Here is a 16,794-nt window from a genome sequence, read left to right on the forward strand (position 1 = left end):
GAAATTTTTATATGCTAAAATAAGGCGGGGTGAATGCGAAATGAAAAAAATATGGATGCCGATATTACTGGCGACAGCTTTATTGGCTGCTTGTGGATCTCAGGAAACAGACCAACAGTCAACAGCAAGTGAAAATACTGGCTCATCAGAGACAACCGCAGATTTTCCGCAATTGTCAGATGAAGTTGCAGAGGATGAAGCGTTAGTGGATATGAATACCTCGATGGGAACAATTCAAATAAAATTATTCCCTGAACAGGCGCCGAAAACGGTCGAAAACTTTCTGACTCACGCAAAAGACGGCTATTACGATGGTGTGATTTTCCACCGGGTCATCAAAGATTTCATGATTCAAGGGGGAGATCCTGAAGGCACCGGCCGTGGAGGTGAAAGCATTTACGGTGAAGGCTTTGAAGATGAATTCTCTGAAGAGCTGTATAATTTCCGGGGTGCATTGTCTATGGCGAATGCCGGACCGGGCACAAACGGCAGCCAATTCTTCATTGTTCAGCTGCCTGAACTGCCGGAAGATGGGTTGCCGCCAGCGGATGCTCCGGAAGAAGTCAAAGAGGAATATGCCGCCAACGGAGGAACGCCTAGGCTTGACGGCAAGCATACCGTTTTCGGACATGTTGTGGAAGGCATGGATATCGTCGACGCCATCGCTGAAGTGGAAGTAGGAGAGGGCGACCGTCCTGTTGAAGCCGTAGTTATCGAATCGATCGATATTATCCAGGAATAAGCAAAAAGGAAGATCCATTGCGGATCTTCCTTTTTAGGCTGTCGAGAAACCGACAACTTCGCCAATCATTTCGCTCTAGGCGGACGCTTTCCTCGGGGAGCGGCCTGAGCCTCCTCGCTCGCTTCGCTCCCTGCGGGGTCTCAGGACTCGCTCTGGTTCCCGATGGAGTCGCCGCCTGCCGCTTCATTCTGTGCTGTGCTGATAATGCAAGTGTTCACCTTCTCACTTGCAACACACCTAAACGTCTATTCCTTTATAGAAAAAGAGCTGAGATATGGAGCAAAACAGCGAAGACGCCCAGGGGACCAAGCGAAGTGCTGAGATCCACTTGGGCGAAGTGCAACGAGACCGAGTTAGCTCAGCGCGAGCCCCCAGGCAAGCGAAGCTGTTTTGCGTAATATCGGTTTTTATGTTTCTTTCCCAACAAGCTGAAAAGGAAAATCCATTGCGGATCTTCCTTTTCTTATTCACATATCCTATATCAACCGAGCGCTTTTATAATCCGTTCGACGCCGTCTTCCAGCATGGTCCGTGGACACGCCACATTGAGGCGAAGGAATCCTGTGCCGGCGTCACCGTATTTTGACCCCGGCTCCAGCGCAACTTTTCCGACATGCAGAAGCTTTTCCATGATTTCCGATTCTTCCATTCCAAGACCCCGACAGTCAAGCCATATCAGATATGTAGACTCCGGTTTGGTAATTTTAATCGAGGGAATGGCAGTCTCCAACTTTTCGATCACATAGTCCATATTGGAAGACAGCACTTCAAGTAATTCATCCAGCCATGCCTCTCCTTCTTCGTATGCAGCTTTTAAAGCAACAGGGGCGAAAGCGTTCATCATGCCCGTGCCGTTGGCAGCGGCATGATTCTCGAGGCGCAGCCTTTTTTTCGGATCGGTAACAACCAGCATAGAGGCCTGTATGCCTGCCAGATTGAAGGTCTTGGTTGGCGCGATGCAAGTAAAGATTCGATGCGCCTGTGCGCCGGCAAGTTTCGCCAGCGGTATGTGCTGGTGTGGTTTCAGGATCAGATCGGAATGGATTTCATCTGAAATGATCAATACATCATGTTTTTCGGCCAATCGAAGAATTTCTTTCATTTCTTGTTCTTTCCACACTTTTCCGCCAGGATTATGCGGATGGCAGAAGATAAAGAATGTTGCTTTCGAGAATTGCTCCTCCAGATCAGCAAAATTGAAACTGTATTCCCCGTCTTTTTCAATTAATTCACTGTACAGGACTTTCCGACCCTGGTTCTGTGGAATCGAAAAGAAAGGCGGATAAACAGGCGGTGTGACGACAACAGCATCTCCGGGGTTGGTGAAAACCTGAAGAATTGCCGCAATTGCCGGAATGACGCCAGGTTGGAACATAATTTCTTGTTCATTGATTTCCCAGTCATTGCGCCTTGCCTGCCACGCCGAAATCGCTTTTTTAATGTCATCATCAATATACGTATAACCAATAATCGGGTGATCGAGCCTCTTTTTCAATGCTTCCATAACAGGTGGGGGGGCAGGGAAATCCATGTCTGCGACCCAAAGCGGCAGAATGTCAGACGCATCTTCCACTTCATAGAGCATTTCCATCAGGTCCCATTTGACTGAGCGGGTTTTTCTGCGTTCATAAACTTCCTCGAATAAACTCAACACAATCTCCTCATTTCTAAATGGTTTCTATGGATATTATAGCCGTTAACAAAATAGAATGTCAGGTCAAAAACTTTATGCATTCACTAAAATGAACGGCAAAGTACATAATCCATGGGCAAGGGAGTCCATTCTCTTCAATTTGCTGCAATAAAGATGCAGGTACTGCCAACAAAAAGAGAGTTGCCGGCAAATTACTGCCGGCAACTCTCTTTTTGTTATTGTCCCACAGGTTCCATGCCATCGAGCAAGTTGGATGCTGGAACTTCAAGTGCGTTGGAAAGCTTCATGATGGTCTGGACCGATGGAATTTCTTCCCCTGTTTCGTATGAATGAAGCTTTGCCACTCCGACTCTTGTTTTTAATGCAAGGTCGTCCAGAGTCAAATTGCGCTCTTCCCGAAGGAACTTCAGTTGCGCGTTTAATGCTTTACTCATATTCATACACTCCTTTCGGAATTGGTACTTTCTTCTATTTTTATAGAATATCATAAAACCGCTGTTTTGATCCGAAAAAATATGTCAGTTTTTGAACATTTTTCAGAAGATATCAATGATTCCCTGAATAAACACTACAATGATCGCAATCGGTGCCACATATCTCAAAAGCACCCGCCAAACATCAACCAGCAATTGCTGTTCATGCATTTCTGCGTGGGCATCCTGTTTGGTCAGTACATAACCAGCAAACAGTGAGATGAATAATGCTCCGAGCGGCAATCCAACCTTACTGGTTAAAATATCAATAAAGTCGAAGAAGGTGTAGCCAAAGAAAACCGGATCCGAGAAAATGCCGAACGACAATGCACTCGGGATTCCGACGATGAAAATGGCCAATCCTGCAAGCCAGGAAATCTTGCCCCGTCGATCGTATTTGTCCTTCACAGCAATCGACACGGTAATCTCCAACATGGAAATGGAAGAAGTCAATGTCGCAAAAAGCAAAAGGATGAAGAACAGGATGATCAAAAATTGTCCCATGAATAATTCATTGAAAATGGCCGGCAGGATGATGAACACGAGTCCGGGCCCTTCGTCCGGCAAATAATCCAAAGCGAAAACCGCAGGGAAGATGATGAGGCCAGCCATAATTGAAATAATGATATTCAAGGACACGACACTTACAGCCGAACGCCCAAGATTTTCTGTCTTCGGCAAGTAGGAAGCATACGTGATCATTCCTGCAACACCGACGCTGAGAGAAAAGAATGCCTGGCCGAGAGCGGTTAGAGCCGTCTCGAAGGTAAAGAACGACCAATCCGGAACAAACATGAACCGGACGCCTTCCATTGCCCCATCCAAAGTCAAAGATCTGACCATCAGCAATACGAAGAAAATCAGTAAAGCCGGCATCATGATTTTGCTGGCACGTTCTATTCCGGATTTTATCCCGCCGTGCACGATCCAAACCGTCAACAGCATGAATATACCCTGAGCGATCAATACCTCGACCGGATTTGCTATAATGCCGTTAAATAGATCGGCAAAACCGGTGTCGTTGTAATCTGAAAGCTGGAACATGATTGCACGTGCCAGATACGACAGGATCCATCCACCGACAACGCTGTAGAAAGACAGGATCAGGAATGCAAAGATAAAGCCCGACCAGCCAATCAGGAACCAGGGTTTTCCGGGAGCCTGTTTTTTCAGGCCGCTGACGGCATCTGCCTGGCCTCGCCGCCCAATGACGAATTCTGCAAGCAAAATCGGCAAGCCGATGAAAATGGTGCTGATGATGAATAATAGTATAAAAACACTGCCTCCGTTGGCACCTGTTTCATAAGGGAATTTCCAGATTGCGCCCAAACCGACGGCACTGCCGGCTGCCGCCAGGATGAATCCGAGTTTCGATTTCCATTGCTCACGATTTTCCATTGTCCTCACTCCTATATCCATTAGATTTTCTCATTCTACATGAGCATTCTTCAAAAAAATAGATAAATTTGAAACTTCGCTGATTTCGTAACGTATAATAAACATATAAAGGAAGAGATTGAATATTTCATTTTTAAAGGGGCCCTATAAATGTATGCGGATAATCCATTCAATAAAGCGAAAGCGGGTGACAGGCAGGCGCTAATGGACTGGTTTCAAAATTACCAGGACGAAATAGCCAGGTTAGCTTATCAGGCAGGCCTGCAGAATCAGCAAATTGACGCCTTGCAACGTGATTTAATTGAATCTATTAACGAGAAGCTTGAGACATTGGTTGAGGAAGATGCTGAAAATACCTTATACAAGAATGCTGTCCATCTGATCGAAAAGGAACTGGCTGAATCCAATAACAAATCAGAGGGCCTGTCGTTGAAATTTGAAGAAGACCAGGAAACGCATAAGGCTCTTCTCCGGCTGCCTTTGCAGGAGCGACTTGCTGTTATACTCATCCATTTTCACGGGAAACAGTTGAAAGATGCAGCCGAAATCCTTATGTCTCAAGAGACAGCAGTCGAATCAGATACTCTCGCAGGATTGGAAAAGATCAAAAATGAGTTGGCGGTCGAATCAGTGCCCGATGCTGAAAGAAGACTGGTCCTATTGGATAAGTCTTATAACAGGATTGAATTTTCAAACGCAGCAGAGATTATAGAAATCGACAAACTCCAGGCTGCCGAACCGGAACATGCTAAGGAATCAGTCCAAAATAAACCAGAAAAAAAGAAAACTTTTGCCCTCATTGCGGGAGCCAGTCTTTTTTTAACTGCTGTTATCGGAGCATCATTGCTTTTCGGCGACCAGCCGACTGTTTCGCAGCAGGCTGATACTAGTGAAGAGAATCCGACAACGGTCAGCAAAGAAATGGTCAAAGAATGGGAAGCGGAATTTGATGAAATCCGCACAACAGCGCCTGAACGCCTGGGCTTGTCACCGGAAACTTTCGAATCTCTCGAGTATGTCCAAAAAGCGGATGTTTTGAAGGATCGTACATTCAGCCGACAGAACGTCAAGCAATTACAGGATGATCCCGAGCGTATGCAGGACCAGGTCGATGTCCTGATGCTGAGCATTGAAACACCGAAAGGGATGTTGGACTTTGTCGAGAATGATCAATTGAATGCTGCAGAAATCAGCAAATTCCTGGTGATCTATACAGAAAAGACTGAGCAATTGATGGTCATTGCCGATAATCTGCTTGAGAAACACAAAGATGAACTGGCATCCGCTGAAAGAGACGGAGGATTAGCACCGGATATGCTGATGAATGGCCGCGTTGACTTTCCCGAAGAAATTGAAAATCTGACAGCGGCTTTAAGGGAACACACATTACAGTATATACCGCACCCCAATGTAAACCGCTTCCGGACGGTAAGAGATGTCAATAAATTTTATGAAATACGTCCGTTCAGCACAGATGGCCTATCCAATTATTATATGGAAGTTATTCGCGGTGCCCCTTATTATGATGAAACGGGTATGCTGATGCCAATTGAGCAATTGCCTTTTTCCATTACGACAATGGCCGGATTCCTGGCCGATCCAATGCTGGACCCGGAATTGAAGAGTAAAGTTGAGCCCCTATTGGCCAATTCTTTCTACGCAATGGTGAAAGGGGATTTCAATACAGAAGTCTTTGACGGCGATGGGGTGGTAAAAGAAGAGTTTCGAACGGCTTGGGATACTTCGATTCAATTGGCTGGAAACCCTGTAACCTTCCTGTTGCTGCCGATTCTGGAAGAATTCGAAGCGAGTGGTTGGAAAGAATCCACACATTTTGATGATTTGGCATTATCTGATATTCTCGCTGCAATTGAGATGGAGAGACATGGTGAATTGGAAGCGAAGCTGCCGAATGGAGATATGGAAATCGAATCTGCCTTTCTTCAATTGAATGACTATGATTACAACGATATCATGCCTCTTTATGAAGAATTTTCAGACTCTTATAAAATGGATATCCTGTCAGGTATTGAACCAATGGAAATCATCAAACTATATTATTACGCCAATAAAATTGAAGATATCGAAACGATGTGGCATTTGACTGCCGATGACGAATTGAAGCCCACGCTGGAAGAATACACGGCAAGGTGGAAAAAACAGCCCGAAATCACAGAAACAAGGCGCAGTATTGAAATTTACGAAGATAATTTTACCCGGCAGGGAAGAAAAGTTTACCTGATTGTTCCTGCTTCAATGAGTGGATCCAATCAGGACATTCAGCAGAGGCGGGAAATGATCTTAATTACAGAGCGGGACCACATCTGGCTGATGCAGAATCAGATGGATGAATATTATGCAAAGGAAGATAATTTCGGAGAATTTGACTCCCGTGTCCAGACCCACTATAACAATCTTCTGCAAAGTGAGAGTCTGGAAGCCGTGAACAATGCAACTCCGGCAGAAATAGCAGGTGTTTTCCTTCTGGCATTGGAAAAAGAAGATGTGAATACGATGCGCTTGCTGATCAATAAAGGAGAGCTGCAGCTTGAAGATGAGGAATTTAAAAGCCGCTGGATAACTTCCGGACAATTTCCGGCCTATTCAGAAATTGAAGGAATCTCCTTCCGCGTGGACATCCACAATACCGGTATACAAGGCCTCCAGGGATATGTGGACATTTACAATGACCTGGTTACAAGGGAAAACAGCCACTTCCTGCCACTGGAAAAAGTTGGCGAATCATGGATGGTTCAGGACATGTTCAGTCATTAATTTTACGCAGCTCATCTTTCTGTGCTATAATATACAGATGCCAATAGGTGTACAGGATAATTCAGATAAGACTAGGAGCGGGTAGAACATGACAAAGACATATCAAACAGGCGACACAGTATCAGGTAAAGTAACAGGAATCCAGCCATACGGGGCTTTCGTAGCACTCGACGAGCAGACACAAGGTTTGGTCCACATCTCAGAAATCACTCATGGCTATGTAAAAGAAGTAAGTGAGTATTTGGCAGTCGGACAAGAAGTTGACGTGAAAGTTTTGGAAGTTGATGAAAAATCTAAAAAAATCAGCCTTTCAATCCGTGCGTTGCAGGAGCAGCCACCGGCAGCTCAGCGCACTGAAAAACCAAAACAATCTCTTCAGTCACATGTTAACGAAAATGACTCTGAAGGATTCAACTCATTGAAAGACAAAATGCAAGAGTGGATCAAGCGCTCTGGGCAGTAAAGTAAGTAAGAAAAGCGACGGCGCCCGTTAAGCTCTGAAAGACATAAGACGGAATAGCGAAGCGGCATCTTTTCAGCCGCACAGCTAGGCCGGCTTATGACCCGAAGAGCTGGGCCGCCGGAGTCTGGACAGAGAAAAGCGACGGCGCCCGTTAAGCTCTGAAAGGCATAAGACGGAATAGCGAAGCGGCATCTTTTCAGCCGCACAGCTAGGCCGGCTTATGACCCGAAGAGCTGGGCCGCTGGAGTCTGGACAGAGAAAAGCGACGGCGCCCGTCAGAGATAGGCAGCTGAAGCTTGGACAGTAAGAAAAGCATAAAAAATGAAGGGCAGACTCAGGTCTGCCCTTCATTTTTTTTTATTTTCCGTAAACGGTATTGCAGGTTTTGGCGGCTCATTCCAAGTGCCGCAGCTGCTTTTGTGACATTGCCATTATGCAGGTCCATCGCTTTTTGCAGGTAATAGATTTCAGCCTCTAATAAATACTCTTCCAATGGCAGCAATTCCTTGTTTGATTGGACAATAAAGTCCTCCGGTTTGTGCATCCCTGTTTTTTCGGTCTTCATTTTAAAATGATAGGGCAGCAGATCCACGCTTACAATTTCCTCGGTTGTCAGCAGGGAAGTGATCTCATCGAGCAATAATTCCAGCTCTTTCAGATTTCCGGGCCAATCATAGGATAATAATAATTTTTCCACCTGCTGATCAACATGCCTTACCATCGAGCCGAACTTCAGCCGGTGCCTCGAAAAATAATCAAGGACAAATGGAATGATATCTTCTTTTCTCCGGCGAAGGGGCTGGATCGGAATCGCCATAGCTGAAAAGAAGTAATACAATTCCTTCAGCAGCTTTTGTGCTGATATCAATTCAACGGGATCTTCACCGACGCTGGCGATAAAATAAGTATCGCTGCCGGAATGTTCTTTCACCATTTCCAGCAGTTTCTGCTGCATCGGCAGGTTCAGCATATCGATTCTTTCGCAATAGACTGTGCCGCTTGCCTTATTTTTCATTTCCTCGGACATCTGTTCAATCGACCCGATCGTGGTGCCGTGTGAAAAAAGAATCGACATCTCTGACGACGCATCTGCATGCGCCCGGTGAATCGCTTCGGCGATCAGCTCTTTACCGGTTCCGGATTCGCCGACCAATAAAACGGGCAGTTTCGCGAGTGCCGCCTTTTCAGCTGTGGCGATGACTTTTTTCATGCTGGCAGAAACGGCTGTGATGCTGTTGAATGTAATCGGTTCTTCATATTTCTTCAACGGCTGATAGACGACTTTCTCCAAAGTGGTGACATCCCTTGCCAATTCAATTGCCCCGATCAGCAACCCGTTTTCGACGACGGGATAAGTGTCATTGATCGTTGTAATTTCCTGTCCCTTTCGGTTCCAGTAAGTCTGCTTGGCATTGAGCACAGGGGAACCGCTTTGCAGTACTTTCAGCAAGGTGCTCTCTTCCTGATCGAAACGGAACATTTCCAGCAGCGACCGGTCCGCCAATTCTTCAAAATCAAATCCTTCGATGTCCCTCATCTTTTTATTATGTAAAATCGTTTTCCCTTTTGTATCGACAGCGTGTATCCCTACTGCCACGTGCTCTGAAGCGAATCTGTAGAATGGTTCCAAGTCCAATTTCAATTGCTTCACATTAGCCACCTCAAAATTATTTTAATTTTTCAAATGAAATCACTTGAATTATGCAGAGATCTTTTGCATTATTATAAGTGGAAACGCTTTAAAAGTGCAAATATTTTTTGCACTAAACACATTCAAGGAGGATTTAGCTATGATTCCCTACAAACACGAACCATTCACAGATTTCTCGATCGACAAGAACCGCAACGATTATTTGGAAGGCTTGAAAACTGTCGAGGCTTACCTTGGCCAGGACTATCCATTGATCATCGGTGGAGAACGTGTAACGACTGAAGATAAAATCGTTTCATTCAACCCTTCCAATAAAGAAGAGACGATTGGACGCGTTTCAAAATCAAACAAAGATTTGGCTGAAAAAGCAATGCAAAGCGCTGACGAAGCCTTTAAAACTTGGAAAAAAGTAAAACCTGAAGTGCGTGCTGATGTGTTGTTCAAAGCAGCTGCCATCATTCGCCGCCGCAAGCACGAATTCTCGGCTCTTTTAACGAAAGAAGCCGGAAAGCCTTGGAACGAAGCGGATGCAGATACGGCTGAAGCGATTGATTTCCTTGAATATTACGGTCGCCAGATGCTGCGCCTGAAAGATGGTATGCATGTCGAAAGCCGTCCAGGCGAAGACAACCGATATTCTTATATTCCTTTGGGAGTAGGCGTTGTCATTTCTCCTTGGAACTTTGCATTTGCCATTATGGCAGGAACGACTGCTGCAGCAATGGTTGCAGGAAACACAGTTCTATTAAAACCAGCTTCAACAACACCTATTGTCGCGTACAAATTTATCGAAGTTTTGGAAGAAGCAGGCATGCCTAAAGGTGTCGTCAACTATATTCCAGGACCGGGTGCTGAAGTAGGGGACTATCTTGTAGATCACCCTAACACTCGCTTCATCTCATTCACTGGTTCAAAAGAAGTCGGCCTGCGCATTGCAGAACGCTCTTCAAAAGTGAACGAAGGCCAAATTTGGATGAAACGCCTGATTGCTGAAATGGGCGGCAAAAACACTATGGTCATCGATAAAGACGGAGACCTTGAATTGGCAGCTCAATCAATCGTGAAATCCGCGTTCGGCTTCAGTGGACAGAAATGTTCTGCAGGATCCCGTGCGGTAATCGTGGAAGATGCATACGATCAAGTTCTTGAGCGTGTCATCGAATTGACGAATGAATTGACGATCGGCGATCCGGTTGATCAAAACAATTATATGGGGCCGGTCATCGATGGCAATTCGTATAAGAAAATCATGGATTATATCGAAATCGGCAAAGGCGAAGGCCGCCTGGTTGCCGGTGGAGACGGAGATGATTCAAAAGGTTTCTTCGTAAACCCGACAGTCTTCGCCGATCTTGATCCAAAAGCGCGCATCATGCAGGAAGAAATCTTCGGACCGGTTGTCGGCCTGATGAAAGCAAAAGATTTCAAAGAAGCGATTGATATCGCCAACAACACAGAATATGGTTTGACTGGTGCTGTTATAACAAACAACCGCGAACACCTTGAATATGCACGTGAAGAATTCCACGTTGGTAATCTTTACTTCAACCGTGGATGCACAGGTGCAATCGTCGGTTACCAATCATTCGGAGGATTCAATATGTCCGGAACAGACTCTAAAGCGGGCGGACCGGATTATATCCCTCTTCATATGCAGGCAAAAATAACTTCTGAAATGTTCTAAAAGCATTAAAGATCCAAATAGTATTGAAAAGGCAGACTGCAAGTCTGCCTTTTTCAAAAGGAGGAATTTCAAATGACGAAAACACAGGAGATTATCAAACAGACTGAAAAATATGGTGCACCCAACTATCATCCGCTGCCGATCGTTATTGCAGAAGCTGAAGGTGTATGGGTTAAAGATCCGGAAGGCAATAAATTCATGGACATGCTGTCTGCCTATTCAGCTGTCAACCAGGGGCACAGACACCCGAAAATCATTCAGGCGCTGAAAGACCAGGCTGATCGAGTGACATTGACTTCCCGCGCATTCCACAACGATATGCTTGCACCGTGGTATGAAATGATCTGTGAAGTATCCGGAAAAGAAATGGCTCTGCCGATGAACACCGGAGCTGAAGCAGTAGAGACAGCAGTAAAAGCAGCACGCCGCTGGGCATATAATGTGAAAGGCGTGGAAGAAAACAAAGCAGAAATAATTGCTTGCGAAGGCAACTTCCACGGCCGTACGATGACTGCGGTTTCATTGTCATCCGATCCTGAATACCGTAAAGGCTTCGGCCCGATGCTTCCAGGCATCAACATCGTTCCTTTCGGTGATTTGGACGCATTGAAAAATGCAATCACTCCGAACACCGCTGCATTTCTTATTGAACCGATTCAAGGGGAAGCCGGAATCATCATTCCGCCACCAGGTTTCCTGAAAGCGGCCAGAGAACTTTGCCGCGAAAACAATGTCTTGTTCATTGCCGATGAAATCCAGGCTGGCCTGGCGCGTACCGGTAAAATGTTTGCCTGTGAATGGGAAGACGTAAACCCGGATATGTATATTCTGGGTAAAGCACTCGGAGGCGGAGTATTCCCGATTTCGTGTGTAGTAGCTGACAATGAAGTTCTTGGTGTCTTCAATCCAGGGTCGCACGGCTCGACATTCGGTGGGAATCCGCTGGCATGTGCAGTATCCATCGCATCCATTAAGGTTTTGCAGGACGAAAAGCTGACTGAACGTTCTCAGGAGCTGGGTGAATATTTCATGGACCAGCTAAAAGAAATTTCACATCCTTCTATTAAAGAAGTTCGTGGACGCGGATTGTTCATCGGCATGGAATTGAATGAAGCTGCCCGTCCTTATTGCGAGCAACTTAAAGAACTGGGTCTATTATGCAAAGAAACCCATGATACAGTAATCCGATTTGCACCACCGTTGATTATCAGCAAAGATGATTTGGACTGGGCTCTGGAGCGCATTCGCAAGGTATTCTCGAAATAAGAAGTGTGTAGCATAGCGTTATCTGATTGTGTTACACTGGATGCGGAGTAATTACTAAAATACAAAGAGGCGAACTTAAAAAATGGCTGAAAACTTGAACTTGTTGACGTCGACGCAGAACGTAATCAAAACTGCATTGGAAAAGCTCGGATATGAAGAATCGATGTACGAACTTCTGAAAGAACCTATGCGAATGATGGAAGTCCGTATTCCTGTTCGCATGGATGATGGAATAACAAAGGTGTTTACCGGATTCCGTGCACAGCACAACGATGCCGTAGGTCCTACTAAGGGAGGCGTACGTTTTCACCCGGATGTCAACCGCGAAGAAGTTATTGCACTTTCTATGTGGATGACTTTGAAATGCGGGATTGTCGATCTTCCTTACGGAGGCGGTAAAGGCGGGATCATTTGTGATCCACGTGAAATGTCCATGCACGAAATTGAAAAGTTGAGCCGCGGTTATGTCCGTGCCATCAGTCAGATAGTTGGACCGAACAAAGATATTCCAGCACCGGACGTCTTCACGAACTCTCAGATCATGGCGTGGATGTTCGATGAATACAGTAAAATTGATGAATTCAATTCACCTGGCTTCATTACTGGTAAACCAATTGTTCTCGGCGGATCACAGGGACGCGATAAAGCTACTGCCCAGGGCGTAACGATCGTCATTAATGAAGCTGCAAAAAAACGTGGCCTGGATATGCAGGGAGCCCGTATCGTAATTCAAGGTTTCGGCAATGCCGGAAGTTTCCTGGCAAAATTCCTTCATGATTCCGGAGCTAAAGTGGTTGGGATTTCCGATGCATACGGAGCATTACATGATCCGGACGGGTTGGATATCGATTATCTTCTTGACCGCCGCGACAGCTTTGGAATGGTGACAAATCTTTTTGACAACACGATTACCAACAAAGAGCTTTTTGAACTCGATTGCGATATTCTTGTACCTGCAGCAATCTCGAATCAGATTACTGCAGAAAATGCGGATGATATTAAAGCATCAATTGTAGTTGAAGCGGCCAATGGCCCAACTACATCAGAAGCTACAAAAATGTTGACAGACCGTGGAGTCTTATTGGTTCCTGACGTACTGGCCAGTGCTGGTGGTGTTACTGTTTCCTATTTCGAATGGGTACAGAACAACCAGGGTTATTATTGGACTCAGGAGGAAGTTGACGAAAGACTCACTAAGAAGTTAGTTGATGCTTTCGAAAACATCTATAACGTTTCCATTACACGAAATATCGATATGCGTCTCGCTGCATATATGGTGGGTGCCCGCAGAACCGCAGAAGCCGCACGCTTCCGTGGTTGGGTTTAAATCACTTACAAAACCGCTTGGAATTCTATATTCCAAGCGGTTTTTTTGCATTTGAAAAAGAGAAGCTACATAATAATGGAGAATAGGAGGATGATCAATAGATGAATAAATTCACTTTCTACAATCCGGTAAAACTAATTTTTGGTAAGGGACAACTCGAGACTATAGCTACTGAACTTCCGAAATTAGGTAAAAAAGTCCTTGTCGTATACGGCGGTGGCAGCATCAAAAAAAATGGTCTTTATGACGAAGTTATGGAAACACTGGCTTCAGCAGATATGGAAATTTTTGAGCTGGCAGGAGTTGAACCCAACCCGCGCTTATCTACAGCGAAAAAAGGGATAGAAATTTGTAAAAAAGAAAACATTGATATGCTGTTGGCTGTGGGTGGCGGTTCGGTCATTGATTGCGCAAAACTTATTGCTTCAGGCGCAAAATACGAAGGGGATGCATGGGATTTTGTTACCCGTAAAGCACAGCCTAAAGATGCCTTGCCATTTGGCACGGTTTTAACACTTGCAGCTACCGGTTCAGAAATGAACGCAGGATCGGTTATCACTAATGAAGAAACGCAAGAAAAATATGGATGGGGCAGCCCGTTTTCATTTCCAAAATTCTCGGTTCTGGATCCTACATATACGATGACGGTGCCAGAAGATCAGACTGCTTATGGAATTGTCGACATGATGTCTCACATGTTCGAGCAATATTTCCATAATGCCGAAAATACACCGGTTCAGGATCAGATGATTGAAGGGGTATTGCGGGCAGTTATCGAAACAGGTCCTAAATTGATGCAAGATCTGCAAAGCTATGAGCACAGAGAAACCATTCTTTTCGCAGGAACCATGGGTTTAAATAACTTCTTGCAGATGGGTTATAACGGAGACTGGGCGACTCATAACATTGAGCACGCAGTTTCGGCAGTTTACGATATTCCGCATGCTGGCGGGCTGTCTATCTTATTCCCTCACTGGATGCGCCATAATGTCAAAGTGAATCCAGCAAGATTTGCTCAATTGGCAGTCCGTGTATTCGGAGTTGACAGCGCAGGGAAGACAGATGAAGAGACGGCGCTTGAAGGCATCGATCGCTTGTCGGCTTTTTGGACTTCTCTGGGTGCACCATCTCGGCTTGAAGACTATAAAATCGACGATTCAAGTTTCGAGTCCATTATAGAAAAAACACTAGTTTACGGAGAGTTTGGCAATTTCAATAAACTTAATGATAAAGATGTCCGTGAAATCCTTCAGGCATCTGTATAAGAAAACTGCTTGAGCCAATTTGGCTCAAGCAGTTTTTAATTAGTAATGTCGATATCCACTTGCTCTACGTATTCGATATCGTATATATCCTGATATAAGTCCAGAGTATCCTTTTCCTGAAGGTAAGAAACTCTTACCTCGAGTTCATGGTAACCCGATCCGCTGCTTCTTTCATTATCGGGATGCGTGATTGACATTCCTTCAATAAGAAGTCCAGATTCTTTCAGTTCTTTGATAACTGGTTTAATATAGCTTCTTTCCAGAATGAATATTTTTAAATTTGCTTCAGTAAGCCGCAGACGAGATGGCCCAAGCTTATTAAGAAGAGGAGGTAATAATTCTATGGCCAACAACACAATGAGAACAGCAAAGGATGCTTCAATATAAAATCCTGCTGCTACAGCAATACCAATACCTCCCGCACCCCATATCATTGCTGCAGTAGTTAAACCGGAAATTGAATCGTTGCCTCTCTTAAGAATTACACCGGCTCCAAGAAAGCCGATTCCGGAAACAATTTGAGCTGCCAATCGCAAAGGGTCCATTGTGATATTAACGTTGTCGTATTCACTGCCTTGAGCAATATAGGCAGACTCAATCGATATGATAGTGAGTAAGCAGCTGAACGTCGAAATGACGACACTCGTTTTCAAGCCCACCGGTTTCCGTTTGAGCTCGCGTTCCAGTCCTATTACCAAACTGAGCGCCGCAGCAATAAGCAGCTTAAGAAATGTTTCGAAAGAAGAAATTTGTAAAGCGCTGAAAAATTCCAAAAATATAACCCCCAATCTATTTTCCTGTTGCTTCTATATGAAAGGAATGACAAACTAAACAGTAATGAAATATTCAGAAGTAGAAATCTAAACAATATTTTTGAGGTGCCAACATGGAAAAGCCAGCAATCCACCCTTACATACCAATTATCATCGGAGTTATTTCGGTGGCAATGTCAGCAATCTTTGTAAAAATGACTATAGCAGATTCGGGCGTGACCGCTTTTTATAGAATGCTGTTTTCCATACTGATCATGAGCCCGCTATTCTTTTTAAAATATACCCATGAATTGAAAAAACTAAGCAAACGAGATTGGGGCTTTACAGCAATTGCCGGAATCTTTTTGGCGTTTCATTTTATTTTGTGGTTTGAATCTTTGAACTATACCTCCGTTGCAAGCTCTACTGTTTTGGTTACTCTGCAGCCACTGTTTGCATTTGCCGGAACATATTTTTTCTTCAAGGAACGGTTGTCTTTGAAAACAATTGTATCCGCGCTCATAGCGATTGGCGGGAGCGTCCTCATTGCATACGGCGATTTCAAAATAAGTGGGGCAGCATTATTCGGAGATATCCTTGCTCTAATTGCCTGTGCATTGATAACCGCATATCTGTTATTCGGCCAGGATGTTCGCAAACGATTATCGCTTATGACCTATACTTTTGTAGTTTATGGTGTAAGTACGATAACGTTATTCTTCTATATAATAATCAAAGGAGAATCTTTTGGTCCGTATCCAGTTCAGGAATGGATGTGGTTTTTACTTCTTGCATTGATTCCGAACCTATTCGGCCACACACTTTTCAATTGGGCATTAAAATGGGTGAGTACCAATGTCATTTCAATTGCGATTCTCTTCGAACCGGTCGGTGCAGCAATTCTGGCGTATTTTATATTAGGAGAGTTGTTAAGCGCCAGCCAGATTATTGGGGGAACAATAGTATTGACGGGGATTCTTTTCTTTATAGTCGATTATCAAAAAATTAAAAGAGCCTTTTATAAAGTTTTCCCTTGATTTTTTCCCGCAGGCGGTTTATATTAATACATGTCCTTAAAACAACTCGTTAAAAATATTTTAAAATAGTATTGACTTCGAGTTGTAAATGAGATATATTAATAAAGTCGCCAATGAGCGCGGCGTTATAATTTGAACCTTGAAAACTGAACAGCAAAACGTCAACAAACAGCAACGGCCGCGCAAAACGGCCCGCGCAACTTACTGATCAGCATTCGTGCAGATCAAAGCGAATCGCTTGTCTTCGGACGGCGATGCGCCAGCAAGTATTTGAGCAATCAACTACTCTATAATGGAGAGTTTGATC

Annotated in this window: 13 protein-coding genes; 8 read left to right on the forward strand and 5 right to left on the reverse strand. The window is 44.6% G+C overall.

Annotated features, from left to right (window positions below):
* Positions 1–40: 40 nt before the first annotated feature.
* Positions 41–742 carry a peptidylprolyl isomerase gene (locus ACFQ1X_RS11170; protein WP_144841475.1) on the forward strand — a complete coding sequence of 234 codons (702 nt, stop codon included), beginning with the start codon at positions 41–43 and terminating at the stop codon, positions 740–742.
* A 481-nt stretch (positions 743–1,223) separates the two neighbouring features.
* Here ACFQ1X_RS11170 and ACFQ1X_RS11175 read toward each other — a convergent pair whose 3' ends face one another.
* From ACFQ1X_RS11175 to ACFQ1X_RS11185, 3 genes are all read right to left on the reverse strand, one after another.
* Entirely contained in the window at positions 1,224–2,393 is a 1,170-nt protein-coding gene (locus ACFQ1X_RS11175) for a MalY/PatB family protein (protein WP_144841474.1), read from the reverse strand.
* Positions 2,394–2,611: 218 nt separating this feature from the next.
* Positions 2,612–2,830, reverse strand: coding sequence for a helix-turn-helix domain-containing protein (locus ACFQ1X_RS11180; RefSeq protein ID WP_144841473.1), 219 nt, complete (start codon positions 2,828–2,830; stop codon positions 2,612–2,614).
* 102 nt (positions 2,831–2,932) lie between these two features.
* The gene (locus ACFQ1X_RS11185; RefSeq protein WP_144841472.1) at positions 2,933–4,267 is read right to left on the reverse strand and encodes a sodium-dependent transporter; all 1,335 of its coding nucleotides are present in this window, start codon (positions 4,265–4,267) and stop codon (positions 2,933–2,935) included.
* Positions 4,268–4,417: 150 nt separating this feature from the next.
* On the opposite strand from ACFQ1X_RS11185, the gene ACFQ1X_RS11190 reads away from it, so the two are divergent.
* Positions 4,418–7,042 carry an RNA polymerase sigma factor gene (locus tag ACFQ1X_RS11190; RefSeq protein WP_144841471.1) on the forward strand — a complete coding sequence of 875 codons (2,625 nt, stop codon included), beginning with the start codon at positions 4,418–4,420 and terminating at the stop codon, positions 7,040–7,042.
* 88 nt (positions 7,043–7,130) lie between these two features.
* The gene (gene yugI, locus ACFQ1X_RS11195) at positions 7,131–7,505 is read left to right on the forward strand and encodes a S1 domain-containing post-transcriptional regulator GSP13 (RefSeq protein WP_144841470.1); all 375 of its coding nucleotides are present in this window, start codon (positions 7,131–7,133) and stop codon (positions 7,503–7,505) included.
* A 334-nt stretch (positions 7,506–7,839) separates the two neighbouring features.
* Here yugI and ACFQ1X_RS11200 read toward each other — a convergent pair whose 3' ends face one another.
* On the reverse strand, positions 7,840–9,156 hold the full coding sequence (locus ACFQ1X_RS11200; protein ID WP_144841469.1) for a sigma 54-interacting transcriptional regulator: 1,317 nt from the start codon (positions 9,154–9,156) through the stop codon (positions 7,840–7,842).
* Positions 9,157–9,295: 139 nt separating this feature from the next.
* On the opposite strand from ACFQ1X_RS11200, the gene pruA reads away from it, so the two are divergent.
* The 4 genes from pruA to ACFQ1X_RS11220 all read left to right on the forward strand — a co-directional run bounded on the left by pruA (position 9,296) and on the right by ACFQ1X_RS11220 (position 14,698).
* Positions 9,296–10,840, forward strand: coding sequence for an L-glutamate gamma-semialdehyde dehydrogenase (gene pruA / locus ACFQ1X_RS11205; protein ID WP_144841468.1), 1,545 nt, complete (start codon positions 9,296–9,298; stop codon positions 10,838–10,840).
* Between the two features lie 72 nt (positions 10,841–10,912).
* A complete protein-coding gene (locus ACFQ1X_RS11210) occupies positions 10,913–12,106 on the forward strand; it encodes an ornithine--oxo-acid transaminase (protein ID WP_144841467.1) in 1,194 nt (397 codons plus the stop codon).
* Positions 12,107–12,188: 82 nt separating this feature from the next.
* Positions 12,189–13,433: a Glu/Leu/Phe/Val family dehydrogenase gene (locus tag ACFQ1X_RS11215; RefSeq protein ID WP_144841466.1), complete on the forward strand. Its 1,245-nt coding sequence runs from the start codon at positions 12,189–12,191 to the stop codon at positions 13,431–13,433.
* Between the two features lie 101 nt (positions 13,434–13,534).
* A complete protein-coding gene (locus ACFQ1X_RS11220; RefSeq protein WP_144841465.1) occupies positions 13,535–14,698 on the forward strand; it encodes an iron-containing alcohol dehydrogenase in 1,164 nt (387 codons plus the stop codon).
* Positions 14,699–14,733: 35 nt separating this feature from the next.
* Here the strand turns inward: ACFQ1X_RS11220 and ACFQ1X_RS11225 are convergent, their stop codons facing one another.
* Positions 14,734–15,471 (reverse strand): MgtC/SapB family protein, encoded by a 738-nt coding sequence (locus ACFQ1X_RS11225; protein ID WP_144841464.1) that lies wholly within the window; start codon positions 15,469–15,471, stop codon positions 14,734–14,736.
* A gap of 113 nt (positions 15,472–15,584) precedes the next feature.
* Between ACFQ1X_RS11225 and ACFQ1X_RS11230 the strand changes: the two genes are divergently transcribed.
* Positions 15,585–16,487 (forward strand): DMT family transporter, encoded by a 903-nt coding sequence (locus ACFQ1X_RS11230; RefSeq protein WP_144841463.1) that lies wholly within the window; start codon positions 15,585–15,587, stop codon positions 16,485–16,487.
* Positions 16,488–16,794 lie beyond the last annotated feature (307 nt).

The organism is Metaplanococcus flavidus (genome assembly GCF_042675885.1).
Taxonomy (GTDB): Bacteria; Bacillota; Bacilli; order Bacillales_A; family Planococcaceae; genus Planococcus; species Planococcus flavidus.